This is a genomic window from Ancylobacter sp. TS-1, from assembly GCF_009223885.1.
Lineage (GTDB): Bacteria > Pseudomonadota > Alphaproteobacteria > Rhizobiales > Xanthobacteraceae > Ancylobacter.
On record NZ_CP045144.1, the window covers coordinates 2,049,419 to 2,066,275 of the forward strand.

The window sequence follows — 16,857 nt, forward strand, 5'->3', positions numbered from 1 at the left end:
GACGATGGGTGCTTTTCGACGCCTCACCGCCGCCGGCATTCGCCTTGCGCTCCTGCTCGCCCTGGCCGCCGGCACCCTCGCCGCGCCCGCCTTCGCCCAGAATTCGGCAGGACAGGGCACCGGCTTCTCCATGACCCCGCCCATTCCCGCCGATGGCGGCAAGGGAGACGGCGCGAAGGGAAATCCGCCCCCGGTCTCGATTCCGATGACGCTGCCCCCGGGCGGCGCCTCGGGCAGCCCGCCGGCCAGCGCCCCGAGCTTTGCCGACGAGGCGCCCGTCGCGGCGCCCGCGCGCACGCTCGCCGTGCCCGCCATGCCGCAGTTGCAGCCGAGCACGTCGTCCTCGCCCTTCAACATGCCGGGGGGCATATCGCCCTCCCCCGCCGGCCCGGCTCCCGCCCGCCCCGCGCCCACCCGGCCGGCGGCCGCGCCCGACTGGGTTCCGGCCCCGCCGGCCTCGACCGCGCAGCTTCCCCCGCTCGAGCCGGTCGCCCCGCCGCCGGTCGCCCCGCCGCCTGTGGCCGCGCCTGCCACGCCGCTGCCCGCGCCGGGCTTCGCGCTGCCCCCGGCACCGAGCGCGCCGCCCTCGACCGCCAACCCGTTCCAGATGGTGCCCGGCCAGCCCGCCCCCGCCCCCGCGCCGCTGGCGACCACGGCGACGCCGGCCGCCCCGCGCAGCCCGGACCGCTACATCATCCCGCAGCGGCGCATGATCTTCGCCGGCGAGGTCGCTTCGCGCTCCTGGGTCATCTACGCCACGCAGGAGGAGGCGAACCGCGCCTCCAGCTTCCTGCTCAGCTATCTCAGCGCCGTCGTGGTGATGCCGGAGACCTCGCGCATCCGCGTGAGCCTCAACGGCCAGCCGGTCGTCGAGCGGGCCATCGCCGCCTCGCAGGAGCCCGCCCATGTCGAGGTGCCGCTCCAGCGCGGCACGCTGCGCCCCGGCGCCAACATCGTGCGCATCGACGTCGTGCAGCGCCATCGCACCGACTGCGCGGTGACGGCCACCTACGAGCTGTGGACCGAGATCAACAATGAGGGGACCGGCATCTCCTTTGCCGGCGGCCGCCCGCCCCTGTCCGGCGGACTGGAAGACCTCGCCTCGGTCGGCGTCGACGCGAGCGGCGTCACGCCCATCCGCGTCGTCACGCCCGGCCCGATCGAGGGCGGCGGCAGCGCCCGCGTGCTGCGCGTCGTGCAGGGTCTGGCGGTTCGCGGCCAGTTCCCGAACCCCTCCATCACCGTCGGCGAGGGGCAGTCCGGCGCCACGCCGAAGGGCGGTCTCACCGTCGTCGTCGGCACCGCCTCCGAACTGCCCCGCCTGATGGCCTCGGTGCCCAATGAGGCGCGGGGGCGGCCGATCACCACGCTGATCGAGGACGACCGCCTCGGCGCGCCGACGCTGGTCATCTCCGGCCCGACGCCCGCCGATGTCGACCGCGCCATCGACCGGCTGAACGCCATCTCCATTCCGCAGGACGACGCGGTCAGCACCTCGACCGTGTTCGCGCCCGACGCGCCGATGTTCACCGGCTCCCGCGCGATCCGGCTGGCCGATCTCGGCGTCTCGACGCAGGAATTCTCCGGCCGGCGCTTCCGCATCGAGTTCCAGGTCGCGCTGCCGGCGGACTTCTACGCGCAGGCCTATGGCAACGCGACGCTGCTGGTCGACGCCGCCTTCACCGCCGCCGTGCGGCCCGGCAGCCATCTCGACGTCTATGTGAACGAGCAGATCGCCTCCAACCTGCCGATCACCACGAGCGGCGGCGGGCTGCTCCAGAAGGAGCCGATGCAGATCCCGCTGCGCAACTTCCGCCCGGGCGTGAACCGGCTGTGGCTGGAAGTCGTGCTCGACACCGAATCCGATGCCCGCTGCCTGCCCGGCGCCACCCTGCCGGCCGAGGACCGCTTCGTCCTGTTCGATTCGACCGAATTCACGATGGACAGCTTCGCGCGCATCGGCCGCCTGCCGGACCTCGCGGCGTTCGCCGCCACCGCCTTTCCCTACAATCTCGACGACAACCCGCTGGCCGTGGTGCTGGCGCGGCAGGATTCGGCGACGCTGGCCGCCGCCGGCACGCTGATCTCGCGCCTCGCCCTCGCCAATGGCGCGCCGCTGGCGATCGACGCCTCCCCGGCCTCGGCCACGCTCGGCGACCGCAACACCATCTTCGTCGGCGGCATCGACTTCATCTCGCCGGGCATCCTCGAACAGGTCGGCATTTCCGAGAATGTGCGCTCGAAATGGGTCGTGCCGGCCGGCTCCGAGGACCCCAAGGCCATCGCGGGCGGCGACGACTACGACAACGTGCTGCAACGGTTTCGCCAGCGGCAGATCGGCGAGGAGACGCCGCCGCCGGCCTCGTTGCGCGAGGGCGAAAGCGAGAACACGCCCGAGATCTACCAGCGCTGGCGCGAGAACGTGCAGGGGCGCAACAATGTCTACGGGCTGCTCGAACGTTTCGAGGGCTGGCTGCAGAGCACCTTCGCGATCAGCTTCGACTCCCTGCGGATCCAGGAGGGCCGGCGCAGTTCCTTCGAGCCGCCGCCGCGCACCTCGGTGCTGATGGCGCAGGCCATGAATCCGTCGGGCTCCTCGGCCTGGACCATGGTGGCCGGCCGCACCTCCGAGGCGCTCGCCGCAGGAATGATCCGCTTCACCTCGGACGGCGTGTGGAACCGGGTCGGCGGCCAGGCGGTCGCCTATCAGGTGGCGTCCGGCAGCATCGAGCGCCGCGACATACGCAGCTTCCAGTTCATCGTCACCCAGCCGCTCAGCCTCGGGAACTTCCGCATGATCGCGGCCAACTGGCTCTCCATCAACATCGTGCCCTACGCCCTGATGCTGCTGGCCGCCGGCACCCTGCTGGGCATCACGACCGCCCTGCTGCTGCGCCGGCTGGGACGCCCGACATGATCCGGGCGCTTCTGGCAACGCTGGCCCTGCTGGTCTGCGGAATCCTGCCGGCGAGCGCCCAATCCAATATCCAGATACCGGCACCGGCCTGGAACGCCTATATGGAGCGATTCGTCGAGGCCAATGGGCGGGTCGTCGACGGCGCCAATGACGGCATCAGCCACAGCGAGGGCCAAGGCTACGGAATGCTTCTGGCGCTTTTAGCAGGTGACAGAAGCAACTTTGAACGCATATGGAGTTTTACGCGGACAGAATTACTGATTCGCGACGATGGACTCGCGGCATGGCGCTGGGACCCGAACTCTACACCTCACGTCACCGACGTAAATGCGGCGAGCGATGGGGATCTGTTAATCGCCTATGCACTGGCGAGAGCGGGTACCGCGTGGAATCACCAGCCCTATATCGACACGGCGCGAAGAATCGCGCGGGCCGTCGGCCAGAAATTAATCGTCACCTCGGGAAGCCGCAAGATCCTGTTACCGGGCATCACCGGTTTCTCGGAGAGCGACCGGCCCGACGGGCCGATACTGAATCTCTCCTACTGGATATTCGAGACGCTTCCGGTCATGGCGCGGCTGGCGCCGGAATTCGACTGGGCGGGCGTGACCAATACCGGGCTGGAACTTCTGGGAATTGCCCAGCTCGGCCCCGCGCGCCTGCCGCCCGACTGGATTTCGGCGCCGCCGGGAAAGCCGGTGACGCTGGCCGAGGGCTTCCCCCCGGTCTTTGGTTACAATTCGTTAAGGATATCTCTTTACCTTTTGCGTGCAGGGATCGACAACACGGCATTACAGGAACCATTCCGGCGGAATTGGCTGATCGAGAACGGGGGAACCCCGGCGATCGTCGACATACCCACCGGACGCGTGATCACGCGACTGACCGAACCGGGCTATCGGATGCTCGGCGCGGTTCTGGCATGTGCTCTGAATGCTACCCCGATCCCGGAAGACTTACGGCGGTTTGAGCCAACGCTCTACTACCCGTCGACGTTGTATCTACTGGGCTGGGCGCTGATCGCGGAGCGATACCCGAGATGTCTTTGAAGAGAGCCATTCTGCTGGTCATGCTCGGGGGGGCCGTCGTCCCCGCGATCGGTCAGCAGATCGAGCTCCCCGGCCGCGGCGCCGACGCTGGAAACGCCTCCCGCCCCAAGGTCGACGAGACCGCGCTGCGCTACTTCGCCTCCCAGGGCGACACCCGCCGCCTCGAGGCCGAGATCGCCCGCCTGCGCGCCCTCTACCCGGACTGGACGCCGCCGGACGACCTGTTCGGCCCGCAGACCGACGTCGAACTCCAGCGCATGTGGAAGCTCTACGCCGAGGGCAAGTACAGCGACGTGCGCAGCGCCATCGCGATGCGGCAGGCCTCGGACCCGTCCTGGCAGCCGCCGCCGGACCTCGTCGCCCGCCTCACCGAGGCCGAGAACCGCCGGCGCCTCATCAACGCCTCCGACGCGGAGCAGTGGAACACCGTGCTGCGCCTCGCCACCGATGCGCCCGGCATGCTCACCTGCATGAACATCGACATTCTGTGGCGCGTCGCCGAGGCCTTCGCCAAGACCGACCAGACCGCGCGGGCGGTCGACGCCTACACCTATGTCCTGAACAACTGCAACGATCCGTCCGAGCGCATCGCCACCATTCAGAAGGCGATGCCGCTGCTGACCGACGACCAGATCCAGACCCTGCTCAAGCTCGAGCGCAAGGACGACGCCGGCAATCCCGAATTCGCCGCGCTGCGCGACGACCTCATCCGCCGCCGTATGGGCCACGCCGCCGAGAACCCGGAATATTCGGTGCCGGATTCCGACATCAAGCGGATGGAGGAACTGGCGCGCAAGGAAACCACGCCGGGTGACCCGCTGCTGCTCGGCTGGTACCTGTTCCGCCATGACGAGGCGACCCGCGCCCTCGAATGGTTCAAGCTGGCGCTGGACCGCAAGGGCGGCCCGAAGTCGGCCGAAGGCTATGTGCTGGCGCTGAACTTCCTCGGCCGCTCGCTGGAAGCCGAGCCGATCGCCTATGAGTGGCGCAACGCCGCGCCCGAGAACAACAAGGCCTATCTGGACGTTGTGATCGCGCTGCTGACCGCCGATCCGCCGCCGGTGCTGGACGAGATCGTGCTCTCGCGCTTCAGCCCCGTGGTGATGCGCGACAAATATGTGCCGGGCTCGCAGGCGCTGGGCTGGTACGCCTACAATACCGGGCAGATCGTCACCGCCCAGTCCTGGTTCGAGACCGCGCTCAACTGGGACCCGAACGACGAGCCCTCCGCCTATGGCCTGTCGCTCACCTACTGGCGCCTGCGCGACATCGCCCGCCTTAACGCCATGGTGCAGGCCTGGGGCCCGCGCTCGGAGCGCATCGTCGCCCTGGTCGATCCCGTGGTGCGGGCCCGCCTCGAGGCGCGCAACGCCCAGACGACCAGCTATGCCGGCCTGCGCGTCAACCCGCTCGTCGCCGCGGCGGCCCGCCTGACGCCGACCCCGACGCTTCAGCCCCCGCCGCTCGGCGCGCCGATGGCCGGCGCCGGTAATGCCCGCGCCTACCAGCAGGGCTCCGCCGCCGGCTTCGTCCCGCTCCCCGGCGCCAGCCAGTACGGGCAGGCCCAGTACCAGCCGCTCCCGCAGGCGGGTGGCGTGCCGTCCTCCGCGCTCGGCTACCAGTCCCCGTCCAGCCTGCCGGGCACCACCATCTTCCCGGCCGGCTCCGGACTGCCGACCAACGCCTCCTACTCGGGCCAGTACGCCCAGGCCGGCGAAGGCGACTACGTGCCGACGCCGCGCCGCCGCCCGGCCGCGCGCTCCATCGCCCGCACCGGCAGCACCCAGGTCGAGAGCACCAGCAGCGCGGCCACCGCCGCCGTGGCGCGCGGCTGGAAGCTGATGGACCTCGACCGCCCGATGGAGGCCGTGAAGGCCTTCGACGAGGGGCTGTCGAACGGGAGCGGGCGCGTCTCCGAGGATGCCGCCTACGGCAAGTCGCTCGCCTATCTGCGCATGGGCATGACCAACCGCGCCCAGGCCGCCGCGCTGCAGGCGCCGCAGAACCCGCGCCGCGCCGTCCAGCTCAGCGGCGACCTGCTCGCCCAGCGCGCGCTCGCCGCCTACAAGGACCAGCGCTACATCGAGGCGCTCATCGCCCTCGATGAGCGCTCGCGCATCGCCCCCGAGCAGCAGGACCTCATGGTTCTGCGCGCCTGGTGCTACTTCAAGATCCGCGACCTGCGCTCGGCCGAGCGCATCTTCAAGGCGCTGGAACTGCAGGGCAGCACCGAGGGGCGCAACGGCATCAACGCCATCGACCAGTTGACCCGCAAGGTCCGTAGCGGCTGACGCCGCCACCGTCCCCGCGCCCCGCTCAGTGACCGATCCGCGCCACGAGGAAATCCACGAAGGCGCGGATGCGCGCGACGAGATAGTCGTGCCCGAGAAAGACCGCGTGCAGCATCTCCACGTCGCGCCCGTTATACGCCTCCAGCACGGGCACCAGCCGGCCGGCGCGAATCTCGGGCTCGGCGACATAACGGGCCATGCGGGCAAGCCCGAGCCCGTCGAGCGCGAGGCGCCGGACCATCGAGCCGCTATTGCCCTCGAGATTGCCTGACACCGCGACCGTATAGCCCTCGCCCGAAACGGGATCGACGAAGGGCCAGTCGTCCATGGACCGGCGGAAATTGAAGCGCAGGCAATTGTGCCCGGCAAGCTCCTGCGGCGTGCGGGGCGTGCCGTGGCGGGCGAGATAGGCGGGCGAGGCGACCACGACGCGCCGGCTTTCCAGCACCTTGCGCGCCTTCAGCGCCGAATCGCGCAGCGGCCCCGCGCGCAGGGCGATGTCGGCCCGCTCGGCCACGAGGTCGATCACCTCGTCGGTGAGCGACAGGTCGAGTTGCACCTCGGGATAGAGGGCGAGGAATTCAGGCACCAGCGGCACCAGGCACAGCTCGCCGAAGCCGACCGTGGCGCTCACGCGCAGCTTTCCGCGCGGCACCGCGGCAGCGCCGGCGGCGATCTGCCGCTCGGCCTCGTCGATCTCGGCGAGGATACGCCGGGCGCGCGCCACATAGGCCTCGCCCTCGGGCGTCAGCACGATGGCCCGGGTCGAGCGCACCAGCAGGCGCGCGCCGAGCCTCTCCTCCAGCCGCGTCACCAGCTTGCTGACCGCCGAGGGCGACAGGCCGAGCCGGCGCCCGGCGGCGGAGAAGCTGCCGCGGTCGACCGCCTCCACCAGCACCTGCATCTCGCCCGCGCGATTGTCCATGCCGCCCCTCCGCCTCGCCGCTCCACGGCCGGGCGAACGTCGCCGGACCGTTCATCTGTGAAATACCTTCACATCTATTGGTCCAGCATGTGCGCTAGTCGCGCAAGCCGGGCTCGCTCATATTCGACGCAACCCGCCGGTTCCCGGCGCTCCCGCACCCGGAAACCCCGTCCATCGCCGCCTGTGCCGCCCTCTCCCGGGCTGGCGCGGGCGCGGAGATTCGCCATGTCCCCGACCAGAATGTCCCCGACCGCAATGTCCCTCACCAGAATGCCACTCGCGCTGTTCGCGCTCACCATCGCCGCCTATGCCATCGGCACCACGGAATTCGTCATTGTCGGCCTGCTGCCCACAGTGGCGGCCGACCTTCACATCGACCTGCCGCTCGCCGGCCTGATCGTCAGCGTCTACGCGCTCGGGGTCACCTTCGGCGCGCCGGTGCTCACCGCGCTCACCGGCCGCGTGCCGCGCAAGCCGCTGCTGCTGTCGCTGATGGCGCTGTTCGTCGTCGGCAACGCCGCCGCCGCGCTGAGCCCCAGCTACGAGACGCTGCTGGTGGCGCGCGTGCTCTCGGCCTTTGCCCATGGCGTGTTCTTCTCGGTCGGAGCGACCATCGCCGCCGACCTCGTGCCGGCCGACCGGCGCGCCTCCGCCATCGCGCTGATGTTCATGGGGCTGACGGTCGCCATCGTCACCGGCGTGCCGCTCGGCACCTTTATCGGCCAGAATTTCGGCTGGCGCGCCACCTTCTGGGCGGTGTCGGGCCTCGGCGTCGTCGCCCTTCTCGGCATCGCCGCGCTGCTGCCCGCCAACCTCTCCCGTCCCGCGCCCGCGAGCCTTCTCGACCAGCTGCGGGTTCTCGGCTCGGGCCGGCTGCTCATCGTCTACGGCATGACGGCGCTCGGCTATGGCGGCACCTTCGTCGCCTTCACCTATCTCGCCTCGATCCTCGAGCACATCACGGGCTTTGCGGCGTCGAGCGTGAGCCTGCTGCTCGTCGTCTACGGCCTCGCCATCGCGGCGGGCAACATCGCCGGCGGCCGCGTCGCCGACCGCGACCCGGTGCGCGCGCTCACCTTCCTCTTCCTCGCGCAGGCGGGCGTGCTGGCGCTGTTCACCTTCACCGCCGTCTCGCCCTGGCTCACACTGCCGACGCTGGCGGCGCTCGGCTTCCTGTCCTTCGCCAATGTGCCGGGCCTGCAGATCTATGTCGTCGAGCTGGCGAAGAAGGTGCGCCCCGGCGCCGTCGACGTCGCCTCGGCGCTCAACATCGCCGCCTTCAATCTCGGCATCGCCATCGGCGCCTGGGTGGGCGGACTGGTCGTCGCCTCCCCTCTCGGTCTCGGCGCGACGCCCTGGGTCGGCGCCATCCTCGTTGCCGGCGCGCTCGGACTGACTATCTGGAGCGGGATACTCGACCGCCGCGAGACGCTCGCGCTGCGCACCGCCTGAGCCCCGCTGCCCCTTTTTCAAGGAGACATTCCATGCAGAATTTCGTCAGCGCCAATGGCGCCCAGATTCCCGCCCTCGGCTACGGCACCTTCCGCCTGCCCGGCCCCGACACGCTGCGCATGGTCCCGCACGCGCTCAAGATCGGCTTCCGCCACATCGACACCGCGCAGATCTACGGCAACGAGGCCGAGGTCGGCGAGGGCATCGAGCGCTCGGGCGTGAAGCGCGCCGACATCTTCCTCACCACCAAGGTGTGGGTCGACAAATATGGCCGCGACGCTCTCGTCGCCTCGGTCGACGAGAGCCTGCGCAAGCTGCGGACCGATTATGTCGACCTGCTGCTGCTGCACTGGCCCGCCGGCCATTCGCTGCCCGAGCCGGTGGCGGCGCTCAACGAGGTGGTGAAGGCCGGCAAGGTGCGCCACATCGGCCTGTCGAACTTCAACACCGCGCTGATGAAGGAGGCGATCGCGCTGAGCGACGCCCCGCTCGTCACCAACCAGGTCGAGTACCATCCCTATATCGACCAAAGCGCGGTGATCCGCGCCGCCCGCGCCGCCGGCCTCTGCGTGACGGCCTATTACCCCATGGCGGACGGCAAGGTGTTCACCGATCCCGTGCTGAAGGAGATCGCCGCCGCCCATGGCCGGAGCATCGCCCAGATCGTGCTGCGCTGGGTGATCCAGCAGGACGGGCTGGTCGCCCTGTCGAAGACGGTCGGCGAGGCACGCGCGGCGGAAAACTTCGCCGTCTTCGATTTCGCGCTGTCGGCCGACGAGATGGCGGCCATCCACGCGCTGGCGCGGCCCGACGGGCGCCTCCTCAGCCCGGCCAAACTTGCGCCGGCATGGGATGCCGCCGCCTGAGCGACCCGAAAGCCTCCCCCCGGAGCGCCGCCCGCATCGGCGCTCCGGGTTATTTCTTATTTCCATCAGCTATATTTTTGTGCTGATAGACAAGGGGTTGGGACGAATAGTCGGGAGAGAGTGCGTTGCGGGTCACGAGAGCGAAGGTCGCCGAGCATCGCCGGTCCATTCTGTCCTCGGCCTCGCGCCTGTTTCGCGAACGCGGCTTCAAGGATGTCGGGGTCGCCGAGATCATGCAGGCGAGCGGGCTCACCCACGGCGCCTTCTACGGCCATTTCCGCTCGAAGGCCGACCTCGCCGACGAAGCCTGCCGCGACGCCTGCGCCGAAGGGCTGGAGCGCTGGCTGAGTTCCGCCGATCTCTCCGACATCCTCGACCGCTACCTCACACCGGCGCATCGCGACGATCCGGCAAGCGGCTGCGCCCTGTCGGCGCTCGGCGCCGAAGTCGCGCGGCAGTCGCCGGAGTTGCAGAAGAGCTATGCCGAGGGGCTGAAGAGCTTCATCGCCGCCATGGAGCGGCACATGGAGGACGGCACGCCGGAAGCCCGGCACCGGCAGGCGCTCTCGGTGCTCGCCGCCATGGTCGGCGCGCTCACCATGGCGCGCGGCGTCGCCGGCGGCGACCCCGAACTCTCGGCCGAAATCCTCGACACCGTCCGCCGCGAGATCCGCGACTATTTCGGCGCCTGAGGCAAACGGCGTATTGCGCCGGCCCGGCCCGGCTGGGCACATGAGCCCGGAATGGGTCGGGTGCCGGGGTACGTGCAGGGCATGACGGGTGATTCTTCGACGGCGCGGCCATGGCGCATCGGGGTGCTGTTCTCCGCCACCGGGGTGACGGCGGCGGTCGAGACCTCGCAGCTCGGCGGCACGCTGCTCGCCATCGACGAGATCAACGCGGCCGGCGGCGTGCTCGGCCGGCCGGTCGAGGCGGTGGTCTACGACCCGGCCTCGGACCCCAAATCCTTCCGCCGCTTCGCCGAGAAGCTGCTCGTCGAGGACGGCGTGCGCCTCATCTTCGGCTGCTACATGTCCTCCACCCGCAAGGCGATCCTGCCGGTGGTGGAAGCCTATCGGGGCCTGCTGTTCTACCCCACCCTCTATGAGGGATTCGAATATTCCCGCCACTGCGTCTACACCGGGGCGGCCCCGAACCAGAACTCGATCCAGCTCGCCAAGTACCTTCTGGGCACCTATGGCAACCGCTTCTTCATGATCGGCTCGAACTACGTGTTCCCCTACGAGTCGAACCGCATCATGAGCGATTTCGTCATCCAGTCGCAGGGCAAGGTGCTGGACGAGGTGTATGTGCCGCTCGGCGCCGGGCCGGACGCGTTCGAGCGGGTGATGGCGCGGGTGCGCAAGGCGGCGCCGGACGTGATCTTCTCCACCGTCGTCGGCTCGGATACCGCGAGCCTCTACGAGGCGCACCGCGCCGCCGGGCTGGATGCGGCGACGCTGCCCATCGCCAGCCTCACCACCGGCGAGGCCGAGGTGGCGCTGATGTCGCCCGAGGCCGCCGCCGGCCACATCACCGCCGCCCCCTTCTTCGAGACGCTGGCCACGCCCGCCGCGCGGGCCTTCGTCGCCGCCTTCAAGCGCCGCAACGGCGAGGCCGCGCCTGTCACCGCCGCCGCCGAGGCGGCCTATTTCCAGGTCCATCTGGCCATGCGCGCGCTCGCCCGCGCCGGCACCGACGCGCCCGACCAGCTGCTCGGCCAGCTGCACGACCGCGAATTCGACGCCCCGCAGGGCCGCGTGCGCATCGACGGGCAGAACAACCACACCTATCTGTGGCCCCGCGTCGCGCGTCTGGACGCCAGGGGCCGGTTCCAGATCGTCTGGAACCCCGGCATGCGGGTGAAGCCCGATCCCTATTGCGTGGTGCAGAGCCTCGACGACTGGTCGACGGACGGCCTGCACGCCGACCCGTCCTGAGCGGGGCGCGCGATGGCGATCCAGATCCTCAAGGATTTGCGCGGCCTCAGGGTGCATGTCATCCACCCGCCGGACGAGGAGCGCGTCAGCCTCGTCGAGCATCTGCGCCGCATCGGCTGCAGCGTCGAGACCGTCTGGCCGGTGCCGGCCGACTGGCCCGCCGCCGACATCGTGCTGCTCGCCATCGAGCAGGACGCGCGCGCCGAGATCGTCCGGCTGCTCAAGACCGACCCACACACGCGCCCGACCCTGATCGCGGTGGTCGGCTACGAGAACCCCTCGACGCTCCAGCTCGTGCTGGAATCGGGCGCCGTCGCCGTGGTGGAGCGGCCGATCCGCCCCTTCGGCCTGCTCACCAACCTCACCATCGCCCGCAGCCTCTGGCTGGAGCGCGAGGAGGCGCGCAAGCGCTTCGCCAAGCTGGAGCGCAAGCTCTCCGGCATCCAGAAGATCCAGAAGGCCAAGTCGATCCTGATGGAGAACCAGGGGCTGAGCGAGGAGGACGCCTATCAGAGCATCCGCCGGCAGGCCATGGCCAAGCGGGTGCCGATGGAGGACATGGCGGTCTCCATCATCAACGCGGCGGAACTGCTGAACTTCAAGCCGCGCGGCTGACGTCCGCCCGGCCGCGTGCCGCTTCGGCAACACCGGCATTTACCGGGGGTGCCGCCACCCCCGCCGGCCCCGGCCGCGCTTGAACTCGTCTGGCATCGATGGTTAGATGCCGGGCATGGACGTTTTGCAGGCAGAAGGCCGCGCAAGGCGTCGTTTGCTCGATCACCAAGGCCGTTGGTCGGGCGTGGCGGTGTAGCCCGGAAGGCTCGCGAGAGCCTGTCGGGCTTTTTTTTGTGCCTTCGATCCGGCGGGACAGCGCGGTTCCGCCCGGTCCATGCGCAGCCGCGGCCGGCGGCCCCTTCCGCCGCCGTCACGATCCATTCCCCCAAGAACGCAATGGCCCGGCCGCTTGCGAAGGCGGCGGCATGCCCTCCCGAGGAGAACTCCCATGCATCACGGCGACGTTTCCAGCAGCAAGGACACCGTCGGTGTCGCGGTCGTGAACTACAAGATGCCCCGGCTGCACACCAAGGCCGAGGTTCTCGACAACGCCCGCAAGATCGCCGACATGATCGTCGGCATGAAGACCGGCCTGCCGGGCATGGACCTCGTCATCTTCCCCGAATATTCCACTCACGGAATCATGTACGATTCCAAGGAGATGTACGCCACGGCCTCGACCGTGCCGGGCGACGAGACCGAGATCTTCGCCGAGGCGTGCCGCAAGGCGAAGGTGTGGGGCGTGTTCTCGCTCACCGGCGAGCAGCATGAGGAGCACCCCAACAAGGCGCCCTACAACACCCTCATCCTGATGAACGACAAGGGCGAGATCGTCCAGAAATACCGCAAGATCATGCCGTGGGTGCCGATCGAGGGCTGGTATCCCGGCAACTGCACCTATGTCTCGGAAGGCCCCAAGGGGCTGAAGGTCTCGCTCATCATCTGCGACGACGGCAACTATCCCGAAATCTGGCGCGACTGCGCCATGAAGGGCGCCGAGCTGATCGTGCGCTGCCAGGGCTACATGTACCCGGCCAAGGAGCAGCAGATCCTGATGTCGAAGGCCATGGCCTTCGCCAACAACTCCTATGTCGCGGTGGCGAATGCCGCCGGCTTCGACGGCGTCTATTCCTATTTCGGCCACTCCGCGATCATCGGCTTCGACGGCCGCACGCTCGGCGAATGCGGCGAAGAGGAGTACGGCATCCAGTACGCCGCGCTCTCCACCTCGCTCATCCGCGACGCCCGCAAGAACATGCAGTCGGAGAACCACCTCTTCAAGCTGGTTCACCGCGGCTATACCGGCATGATCAATTCCGGCGAGGGCGACAAGGGCGTGGCCGCCTGCCCCTACGACTTCTACGCCAAGTGGATCGCCGACCCGGAGGGCACCCGCGAGATGGTGGAATCCTTCACCCGCTCGACGGTCGGCACCGAGGAATGCCCGATCGAGGGCATTCCGAACCCCGACACCGCGCATCGGTGACGCCTCGGGGTTCCAACTGAAACAACGTCATGGCCGGCCTTGGGCCGGGCATGACGGCGTTTGAGCCGCCCGCCGCGCATTTGCCTGCGTCGTCATCCCGGCCGGAGCGCAGCGCAGAGCCGGGATCGGCGTCAGGACGTGAGCGGCACACGATCCCGGATCGCCCTTCGGGCGTCCGGGATGACGGGGGCATTGACGCTCAACGCCGCGCCAGCCGGAAATAGAGTTCCGACAATCGCGCCGGCAGGTCTTCCACCCGCCGCACCGGCATCGCGTTGGCCTTGCCGAAGATGGCCGGCGCCGCGCCCACCCCAGCCGGATCGAGCGTCACGCCGAACGTGTCGATGCCCTGCGCGCGGAGTTGCAGCACCACGCGCCGCGCGTCCTGCACGAGGTCGTCCGCCGCCACGTCGATGTCGGAGGGCTCGCCATCGGTGAGCACCAGCACCAGCTTGCGGAAGGCGCGCACGCGGGCGATCTGCGCGCCGGCATGACGCAGCGCCGCCCCGAGCCGGGTGGACAGACCCGATTCCAGCCCGGCCAGCCGCGCCAGCGCGGCGGCGTCGTAAGGCTCGGAAAAACCCTTCACCGGCGTCACCCGCACATCGCCGCGCCCGTTGGAGGCGAAGGCGAGCAGCGCGAAATCGTCGCCGAGCCTGCCCAGCGCCTCGGCCAGCATGGCCACGGCGAGCTTCTCCACGTCGAGCACGCTCGCCCCGTCCGCCAGTTTCTCGCGGGTCGAGTGCGAGACGTCGACCAGCACCAGCACCGCAAGGTCGCGCTGAAGCAGCGCCGAGGAGCGGAACACCCTGAGGTCCGGCATCTCGCCGGCCCTCGTGGCGATGGTCGCCTCGATGGCGGCGTCGATGTCGAGATCGTGGCCTTCCGCCTGCCGCTTCAGCCGGGCGGCGCGGCCGACCTTCGCCGCCTTCACCAGCCGGGCGATGCGCCCGCGCAAAGGCGCCGCCCGGTCGAGGGCGCGCGCCAGCACCCGGGCATCGCCCGGGACCGGCGGCATCTCGCGCACGCTGCTCCAGTCCGGCCGCTCGATTCCGGCGCCCGCATCCCATTCGGGATAGGTGGCGACGATGACGCCCTCGTCCGAGCCGCGCGTCGGCCGGGCCCGGCCGAGCGTCGCATTGGCCGGCCTCTCCTCCGACGCCCCGTCCTGCGGTGCGCCCCCTTCGGCCTCCTGCGGCGTGGGGCGCGCCGCCTCGACCCTCATCTGCACCTCGTCGGAAACCTCCGGGTCGATCTCGGAAAAATCCCAGATTCCCAGCCCGTCGTCGCGATAGGCGGGCTCGCTCACATGGCCGAGCGCGTCGAAGCGGATGCGACGCTGGCCGACATCATTGGCGAGCCTTGTGCCGATATCGAGGCTGATGGCGGGGTCGCCGATCCGGTCCGCCGCCGCGCGGAACAGCTCCTGCGCCTTGCCGACCAGCGCGTCGGGATCGGCATAGGCGGGATCGAACAGGCCGCGCGCCACCCGCCGCAGCAGGGCGGCCACCGTCGGCCCGTCCTCCGCCGTGGCGACGTGATAGGCGCCCCACAGCCGGCGCAGGCCGGGATAGCGGCGCATCGCCAGTTCCTCGATGCGCGCATCCTCCACCAGCGTCGCCAGCGCGATCTGCACCGGCTTGAACCGGCGCACCGGAAAGCGCGGATTGCCGAAGTGCAGGTGCGCGCCGGCATGGATCGCGGCGGCGAGGTAGAGCCGGCGCGACGCCTCGCCCTCAAGGCCGGGAAACACATCCGGCAGGCGCAGCACCGGCCCGGCGATGTTGACGCGGCGCGGCGCCCCGGGCACGGCGGGCGGCAGCGGTTGCAATTCCGGCCGCGCGCCCCAGAGCGCGGCGAGCACCATCCGCAGTTCGGGCTCAAGCGCGTCGAAGCCCGGCCCGGCGCCGATGCGCGCCAGCATGGAGAGCGCCAGCGGCTCCTCCAGCGCGAAGAAGGCGCGCCGGCGCGCCCGGTCGCGGCCCATGGCCCGCAGCCCGGCCTCGACGAAGCCCTCGAACGCCGCCACATGCCCAGGCACCACAAGCCGGTGCGCGTGGGCCGCCGCCGGTTCCACGCAGTCCGGCGCTGCCCGGCCGAGCGTGGCCAGCGCGCGCCACCATGTCGCCCGCCCCTGCGCCCCGCCGAGGCGCGGCTCGATGCCGGCGAAGGCGTCGAGCGCCGCGACGGCGGCGGCCGACCCCGCCTCGCGGCACAGGCCGGCGGCACAGAAGGCCATGTCGGCAAGCTCGTCCGGCCCGAGGCGGGGCGCCAGTTCGAGGCTGGCGCGCCAGAAGGCGAGCAGCGCCCCGGCGCCGGCATTCACGTCGACCAGGGCCAGCGTGCCGGCCGCCCACGGCTCCAGCGCCGGCATGCCATGCCGCCGGGCGAGGCGCGCGCGCGTCTCGTCGAAGCCGGCGGCCAGCGTGGCGCGCGCGCCCATCAGCCGGCCGAGCCGTTCCAGCGCGGGCGTGGAAGCGTCGAGCACCTCGCTCATACGAGGCAGGCGGAGATGGCCGAGCCGAGCGCCTTGCGCACATCGGCGTCGTCGGTGATCGGCAGCACGATGCCGGCATGCACCGCCGCCGCCAGCGGCACGCCGCCGGCCGCCAGCCGGCCGGCATGGATCAGCATGCGGGTTGAGGCGCCCTCGTCGAGTCCCTGACCGCGCAGATGGCGCGAGCAGGCCGCGATCGCCACCAGCGTCCGGGCGAGGGCGAGGTCGGCGCCGGCCTCGCGCATGACGATCTCGGCCTCCAGCGCCGGGGCGGGATAGTCGAAATCAATGGCGATGAAGCGCTGCTTGGTCGATTCCTTCAGGTCCTTCACCGCGCTCTGGTAGCCGGGGTTGTAAGAAATCACGAGTTGGAAGTCGGCATGGGCCGGGATCAGCTCGTTGCGCTTTTCCAGCGGCAGCATGCGCCTTGCGTCGGTGAGCGGATGGATGACGACAGTGGTGTCCTGCCGGGCCTCGACGATCTCGTCGAGATAGCAGATGGCCCCGAACCGCACCGCCTGCGTCAGCGGCCCGTCGTGCCACACCGTGCCCTCCGGGGTGAGCAGGAAGCGGCCGGCAAGATCCGCCGCCGTCATGTCCTCATGGGCGGCGACGGTGATGAGAGGCCGGCCGAGCCGCCACGCCATGTATTCGACGAAGCGGGTCTTGCCGCAGCCGGTCGGGCCCTTGAGCATGACCGGCAGCCGGTGCCGCCACGCGGCCTCGAACACGGCCACCTCGTCGCCGACGGGGCGGTAATAGGGCTCGGCCTCGATACGGTAGGCCGAGAGATCGGGGGCGACGGGCATCGGGGTCTCCGCGAAAATGACGCGGCCATCCTCCCCACGGGCAGAAAAGGACGGCCCGCAAGGGGGCTGT

12 protein-coding genes are annotated in these 16,857 nt (G+C 70.0%); 9 read left to right on the forward strand and 3 right to left on the reverse strand.

Going from position 1 to position 16,857, the window contains the following annotated elements:
- Positions 1-4 precede the first annotated feature (4 nt).
- Genes GBB76_RS09765 through GBB76_RS09775 form a run of 3 tightly spaced genes read left to right on the forward strand, consistent with a single transcriptional unit; the run spans position 5 to position 6,257 of the window.
- Positions 5-2,917, forward strand: coding sequence for a cellulose biosynthesis cyclic di-GMP-binding regulatory protein BcsB (locus GBB76_RS09765; protein WP_162375544.1), 2,913 nt, complete (start codon positions 5-7; stop codon positions 2,915-2,917).
- Positions 2,914-3,966, forward strand: a complete 1,053-nt coding sequence (locus GBB76_RS09770; protein WP_152303134.1) for a glycosyl hydrolase family 8 — start codon at positions 2,914-2,916, stop codon at positions 3,964-3,966. Before GBB76_RS09765 ends, GBB76_RS09770 begins: the two co-directional genes overlap by 4 nt.
- Positions 3,957-6,257 carry a hypothetical protein gene (locus GBB76_RS09775; RefSeq protein ID WP_152303135.1) on the forward strand — a complete coding sequence of 767 codons (2,301 nt, stop codon included), beginning with the start codon at positions 3,957-3,959 and terminating at the stop codon, positions 6,255-6,257. Before GBB76_RS09770 ends, GBB76_RS09775 begins: the two co-directional genes overlap by 10 nt.
- A gap of 25 nt (positions 6,258-6,282) precedes the next feature.
- On the opposite strand, the gene GBB76_RS09780 is transcribed toward GBB76_RS09775, so the two are convergent.
- The gene (locus GBB76_RS09780) at positions 6,283-7,182 is read right to left on the reverse strand and encodes a LysR family transcriptional regulator (protein WP_152303136.1); all 900 of its coding nucleotides are present in this window, start codon (positions 7,180-7,182) and stop codon (positions 6,283-6,285) included.
- A gap of 270 nt (positions 7,183-7,452) precedes the next feature.
- On the opposite strand from GBB76_RS09780, the gene GBB76_RS09785 reads away from it, so the two are divergent.
- From GBB76_RS09785 to GBB76_RS09810, 6 genes are all read left to right on the forward strand, one after another.
- Positions 7,453-8,634, forward strand: a complete 1,182-nt coding sequence (locus GBB76_RS09785; RefSeq protein ID WP_152304820.1) for an MFS transporter — start codon at positions 7,453-7,455, stop codon at positions 8,632-8,634.
- 32 nt (positions 8,635-8,666) lie between these two features.
- Complete coding sequence (locus tag GBB76_RS09790) at positions 8,667-9,500, forward strand: aldo/keto reductase (protein ID WP_152303137.1); 834 nt, start codon at positions 8,667-8,669, stop codon at positions 9,498-9,500.
- 125 nt (positions 9,501-9,625) lie between these two features.
- On the forward strand, positions 9,626-10,192 hold the full coding sequence (locus GBB76_RS09795; protein ID WP_152303138.1) for a TetR/AcrR family transcriptional regulator: 567 nt from the start codon (positions 9,626-9,628) through the stop codon (positions 10,190-10,192).
- Positions 10,193-10,273: 81 nt separating this feature from the next.
- Positions 10,274-11,440 carry a transporter substrate-binding domain-containing protein gene (locus GBB76_RS09800; RefSeq protein ID WP_152303139.1) on the forward strand — a complete coding sequence of 389 codons (1,167 nt, stop codon included), beginning with the start codon at positions 10,274-10,276 and terminating at the stop codon, positions 11,438-11,440.
- Between the two features lie 12 nt (positions 11,441-11,452).
- Positions 11,453-12,055, forward strand: a complete 603-nt coding sequence (locus GBB76_RS09805) for an ANTAR domain-containing response regulator (RefSeq protein WP_152303140.1) — start codon at positions 11,453-11,455, stop codon at positions 12,053-12,055.
- A 388-nt stretch (positions 12,056-12,443) separates the two neighbouring features.
- Positions 12,444-13,481: an aliphatic amidase gene (locus GBB76_RS09810; protein WP_152303141.1), complete on the forward strand. Its 1,038-nt coding sequence runs from the start codon at positions 12,444-12,446 to the stop codon at positions 13,479-13,481.
- Between the two features lie 199 nt (positions 13,482-13,680).
- Here the strand turns inward: GBB76_RS09810 and GBB76_RS09815 are convergent, their stop codons facing one another.
- Both GBB76_RS09815 and GBB76_RS09820 read right to left on the reverse strand, forming a co-directional pair.
- The gene (locus tag GBB76_RS09815) at positions 13,681-15,978 is read right to left on the reverse strand and encodes a nitric oxide reductase activation protein NorD (RefSeq protein ID WP_152303142.1); all 2,298 of its coding nucleotides are present in this window, start codon (positions 15,976-15,978) and stop codon (positions 13,681-13,683) included.
- The gene (locus GBB76_RS09820) at positions 15,975-16,787 is read right to left on the reverse strand and encodes a CbbQ/NirQ/NorQ/GpvN family protein (protein ID WP_152303143.1); all 813 of its coding nucleotides are present in this window, start codon (positions 16,785-16,787) and stop codon (positions 15,975-15,977) included. Before GBB76_RS09820 ends, GBB76_RS09815 begins: the two co-directional genes overlap by 4 nt.
- Positions 16,788-16,857 lie beyond the last annotated feature (70 nt).

Bases quoted from the DNA above. Each gene is read 5' to 3' on its own strand.
- GBB76_RS09765 (WP_162375544.1), top strand. From the start codon at position 5: ATGGGTGCTTTTCGACGCCTCACCGCCGCCGGCATTCGCCTTGCGCTC.
- GBB76_RS09770 (WP_152303134.1), top strand. From the start codon at position 2,914: ATGATCCGGGCGCTTCTGGCAACGCTGGCCCTGCTGGTCTGCGGAATC.
- GBB76_RS09775 (WP_152303135.1), top strand. From the start codon at position 3,957: ATGTCTTTGAAGAGAGCCATTCTGCTGGTCATGCTCGGGGGGGCCGTC.
- GBB76_RS09780 (WP_152303136.1), bottom strand. From the start codon at position 7,182: ATGGACAATCGCGCGGGCGAGATGCAGGTGCTGGTGGAGGCGGTCGAC.
- GBB76_RS09785 (WP_152304820.1), top strand. From the start codon at position 7,453: ATGCCACTCGCGCTGTTCGCGCTCACCATCGCCGCCTATGCCATCGGC.
- GBB76_RS09790 (WP_152303137.1), top strand. From the start codon at position 8,667: ATGCAGAATTTCGTCAGCGCCAATGGCGCCCAGATTCCCGCCCTCGGC.
- GBB76_RS09800 (WP_152303139.1), top strand. From the start codon at position 10,274: ATGACGGGTGATTCTTCGACGGCGCGGCCATGGCGCATCGGGGTGCTG.
- GBB76_RS09805 (WP_152303140.1), top strand. From the start codon at position 11,453: ATGGCGATCCAGATCCTCAAGGATTTGCGCGGCCTCAGGGTGCATGTC.
- GBB76_RS09810 (WP_152303141.1), top strand. From the start codon at position 12,444: ATGCATCACGGCGACGTTTCCAGCAGCAAGGACACCGTCGGTGTCGCG.
- GBB76_RS09815 (WP_152303142.1), bottom strand. From the start codon at position 15,978: ATGAGCGAGGTGCTCGACGCTTCCACGCCCGCGCTGGAACGGCTCGGC.
- GBB76_RS09820 (WP_152303143.1), bottom strand. From the start codon at position 16,787: ATGCCCGTCGCCCCCGATCTCTCGGCCTACCGTATCGAGGCCGAGCCC.